This window comes from Floridaenema aerugineum BLCC-F46, assembly GCF_041929345.1.
GTDB lineage: Bacteria > Cyanobacteriota > Cyanobacteriia > Cyanobacteriales > Aerosakkonemataceae > Floridanema > Floridanema aerugineum.
In genome coordinates, this window is the sequence record NZ_JBHFNQ010000253.1 from 1 (window position 1) to 4,126 (window position 4,126).

Here is a 4,126-nt window from a genome sequence, read left to right on the forward strand (position 1 = left end):
TCAGGGTATGAGCTAATCGGGTTTTGCTTGGCTTTAATTCCAAACCCATGCCTTTTAACCATTCGGAGATTATCTCTTTACATCTTTGGACAATGGTTATGTCTTCGTGGAGGATAACGAAGTCATCGGCGTAACGAATCAGGCTAACAGATTTTCTTTTATCCCTCTTGCTTAGTTGAGTGCCGTCAGGACGTTTCATGTCGAAACTATCTGCTGATTCCATGATTGCGTTTTCCATCCCGTGAAGGGCGATGTTAGCCAGTAAGGGGGATATTACTCCGCCTTGTGGTGTACCCTCAGATGTGGGGAACAACTGTTTTCCTTCCATAACGCCAGCCTTTAGCCATGCTCGGATTTGTTTCCGTAGGGTTGGGAAGGTATTGATTTTTCGTATTAGTTGTTCGTGGTTGATTCTATCGAAGCATTTGGCTATATCTGCATCTAGTACGAATTTGGCTTTTTGCTTTATCGCACAGAATATGGCATCGATAGCGTCTTGGCATGAGCGTCCAGGTCTGAACCCGTATGAGTTAGGTTCAAAACGCGCTTCCCATTCTGGTTCTAGTGCCATTTTGACAAGCGCCTGCAATGCTCGGTCTTTCATGGTAGGTATCCCTAAAGGTCTTTTTTCCTCCGTTCCCGGTTTTGGTATCCATACTCTCCGGGTTGGTTTAACCTTTGAACCCAGTCTTAGTTGTTTTGTCAGTTCAAAACGTTGCTTTGGGGTCAGGCTTTTTTGCCCATCCACACCAGCCGTTTTCTTTCCCTGGTTATCCTGGGTTACTCTACGCACCGCTAATAATTTTGCAGCTTGGGACTTCATCAACAGCTTTTGGAGTCCGCGAGTTGTTCTGACATCACCACGACGAGACGCTTGGTAGATGCGCTTTTGCAACTTAAACACCTGACGTTCTAATTTCTTCCATTGGATATCCCTCCAGGTAACTGTTGGGTTTTCGCAGGCTTGGTTAGGTATATCCGATGTCCATACTATCCTCAACCAATCTTTATCTGATTGTTGGGCTTTAGCCTTCTTCATTGCTACTTGTACCCCTACCTTCTATTTCACCGTGAGTCTGTCAGCATATCCCTACTGTTAGATAGGGCGTTCGCTTCTAACTCAATCTCTCCCATTTGTTACCTAGTTTCCTAGAGGTTCCGTCTTAGCTGACTACTCATTCAATCGACCTTGAATGAGAGTAATCAAATGGGTTACTTCGTTCCTCATAACCTTTGGTTTGTCCTGTTAGGATGATGCTCTCCACCGAGTTTTCGGGTGGCACTTAGTAGGTCGATTCAAATCCTCCTACTACCCTGTTCTTTGCCCTTTTGGGACTCCCAGTGTATCAGCCTGATTTCACTGGTTTGCGGTAACGGTGGTTCTGATACATCTTTACTTTCGTTATCCATAAGGACTTGCTTACGGGGAACTGACTTTTAGGCTGTCAGCACTTTTCCGCTTTCACCCCCGCTTCCAGGATTGATGGCTAGTCGCTACCTGGGGGGACGCGATATAAATCGCGCTCTGTGTGCTTTCACCGATGTACCTTCGGGATGAGACTTAGGCTTTCTAGGATACTTGCCTTCACTCACAAGGCTATGAAGTTGTCAGTACCAAGGATTTAAGTGCTTCTCAACCTATTGGTTACTTGATACTGCTAGTCGTCCCCTGCTTTCTCAGTTTTGACTAAACGAATCGCACTTAATCGCGGCATTTTCGTCTCTGTCTAAAACTGCGCCACACTTACAAACATGGGTGCGAATAGAGAGAGACTTTTTCACTGTTGCGCCACATTTTGAGCAATTTTGAGAAGTGTAATAAGGTGGCACTGCGACAGCAACCTTGCCAAACTTGAGAGCGAAATATTGTATCCACTCCCGAAATTGTGACCAAGCTACATCATTAATCGACTTGGCTAGATGACGGTTCTTTACCATGTTTCGCACTTTCAAGTCTTCAAAAGCTACAATGTCGTTAGACATCACTACGTACCTTGCTGTCTTTACCGCAAAGTCTTTGCGCTGCCTTGAAACTTTCAAATGCTGTCTACCCAGTCGGTTAATTGCTCTTTTTCTATTCTTTGAGCCTTTAACCTTTTTGGAAACTCGACGCTGTAACTGCTTCAATCTCTTCTCTGCTTTTCTCAGGTAGCGTGGATTATCTACTTTGTTCCCTTCACTATCGGTATAGAAGTGATTTAATCCCACATCTAATCCCATATTTCTACCTGTTGGCTCTAGTGTTTGCTTGACATCAACATTAATGCAGAACTGGCAATAGTATCCATCTGCTCTTTTGATTAACCTAACTCTTTGAATTTGCTCTATTTGGTAAAAGTGCAAATTGTAAGTTCCGATTAACTTGAAAGTACCCATCCCTTTCTTGTCGGTAAAGGTGATGGTTTTTTTGTTATCAGAAAGCTTCCATCCTGATTTCTTGTACTCTACCGAGCGTTGATTCTTTTTGAATCTAGGAAAGCCTTTCTTTCCAGGTGCTTTCTTTTTACAATTGTCAAAGAAACGGGAGATACCAGCCCAGCATCTTTCTGCCGATGCCTGTCTAGCTGTCGAGTTGAGTTCCGAAGCAAAAGAGAATTCTTTGGCTAATCTGGCAGTATATTTATTCAGGTCGTAGCCACTCACGCCTTTATTATCCATCCAATATCTTAAACATTTATTGCGGATGAATTGAGAAGTGCGAATCGCTTCGTCAATTGCCTGATACTGCTTTGGTTTTCCTTTTAACTTGAACTCGTAGACTATCATTGTTAATCGACCAATTACCAATTTTATAGTAGTACAAATTCACAAAATTGTCGATTCGCTACGCTCAATCTGTTGACTTAGCATTAGCTGTAACTATCAGTTTACCAACTGGTAAGCGAGAGGTGATACTTTGTAATAGTTTAGCTGGTAGTATCACCATCCCCTGATGTTCTACATTGGCTTCACAACTAACTGTAATTCCCAAGTTATAATCAAATCCAGTTAGCTTTACTTGCCCATCAATTGCTGCAACTAATACATTCCCTAAACTAGGATGAGTAGGTTTATTGGGAACTGCTAATAAGGCAGTTGATAGTTTAAAATTGAATGTTTCTACCTCTACTTCAAATTGAAGTTTGACTTCATCGCTAGAGGGTGCTTGACTATTAACTTGGCTAAGTTCGGCATCAGCATTTGTTAATTCTTCGCCTTCAACAGGGGATGGAACTACTTCGGTAACAGTAGACTTTTCTAGAACTTGGGTTGAGTTTTTGCGTGGCATAAGTTAAGAGAAATAACTATCACAATTCTCCTAGCGTTAGCTAGTGCCAGAAGGCAGAAGGCAGAAGGCAGAAGGCAGAAGGCAGAAGGGAAGAAGACTTGCTTTTCTTAACTGATTAGTTATTTCTGCCTCACAGCACTAGCAAGATGCGTGATAGTTACTTGTTTAATCTGCAATAGTATTTGCTAGCGTAACTTCCCAAACTAAGCGATTTTGAGCCAATTTTAGGAGTGCATCTTTAGCTTGGACAAGTTTTTCTATTAAGTCAATCCGGTGATAGGAATGCCACCACAATAATTGCAGATAATCTATCAACCATAATTGCTGAGAGTGTTCTAAACTATGGTCAATTGTTTTAGCCAATGACAATGCTGCCCTTAAATTGGATGGTAAACTACTACATTGCTGGATAACTTCTTCAGGGATTGATTGCAGCATTTGATAAGATGAAATTGCTGCACCAGGACTTCCCTGTGCCATGTTGAGTAACATCGGGTTATCCAAAATCTGCTGTTCTCCTACTTGGGTTAACACTTGAGCAAAATCATCATTGGATAACCGACGAAAAGGAATTAACTGACACCTCGATACAATTGTTGGTAACACTTCTTGAATCCGAGAGGTAAGCAAAATAAACAACGTATTAATTGGTGATTCCAATGTTTTTAGTAATGCTGATGCTGCTTGATGATTTAAGCTATGTGCTGCTTCTATGACGACCTGACGGGGTGACAACTATGGCTAAAAGGTAGACCGGATAAGCATCTCGGCTCTTCGACCTCGCTGATAATAAGGTCGTTTATGTGGACTTAATGACATTAATTGAGCAGTTTGTTCATTCAATAAAGTCAAAGATTC

The 4,126-nt window shown here is 42.1% G+C and carries 4 protein-coding genes; all 4 read right to left on the minus strand.

Annotation, left to right across the window (positions count from 1 at the left end; translation table 11 throughout):
• On the minus strand, positions 1 to 1,039 hold a 1,039-nt coding region (locus tag ACE1CC_RS34040; RefSeq protein WP_413274864.1), incomplete at its 3' end, for a reverse transcriptase domain-containing protein.
• Between the two features lie 638 nt (positions 1,040 to 1,677).
• Complete coding sequence (locus ACE1CC_RS34045; protein WP_413274865.1) at positions 1,678 to 2,766, minus strand: RNA-guided endonuclease InsQ/TnpB family protein; 1,089 nt, start codon at positions 2,764 to 2,766, stop codon at positions 1,678 to 1,680.
• Positions 2,767 to 2,830: 64 nt separating this feature from the next.
• Positions 2,831 to 3,268: a hypothetical protein gene (locus ACE1CC_RS34050; RefSeq protein WP_413274866.1), complete on the minus strand. Its 438-nt coding sequence runs from the start codon at positions 3,266 to 3,268 to the stop codon at positions 2,831 to 2,833.
• Between the two features lie 165 nt (positions 3,269 to 3,433).
• On the minus strand, positions 3,434 to 4,003 hold the full coding sequence (locus tag ACE1CC_RS34055; protein WP_413274867.1) for a hypothetical protein: 570 nt from the start codon (positions 4,001 to 4,003) through the stop codon (positions 3,434 to 3,436).
• Between the last annotated feature and the right edge of the window lie 123 nt (positions 4,004 to 4,126).

What these genes read in the sequence shown, in the direction of transcription:
- ACE1CC_RS34045 (WP_413274865.1), bottom strand. Translation starts at nt 2,766, where the DNA reads ATGATAGTCTACGAGTTCAAGTTAAAAGGAAAACCAAAGCAGTATCAG.
- ACE1CC_RS34050 (WP_413274866.1), bottom strand. Translation starts at nt 3,268, where the DNA reads ATGCCACGCAAAAACTCAACCCAAGTTCTAGAAAAGTCTACTGTTACC.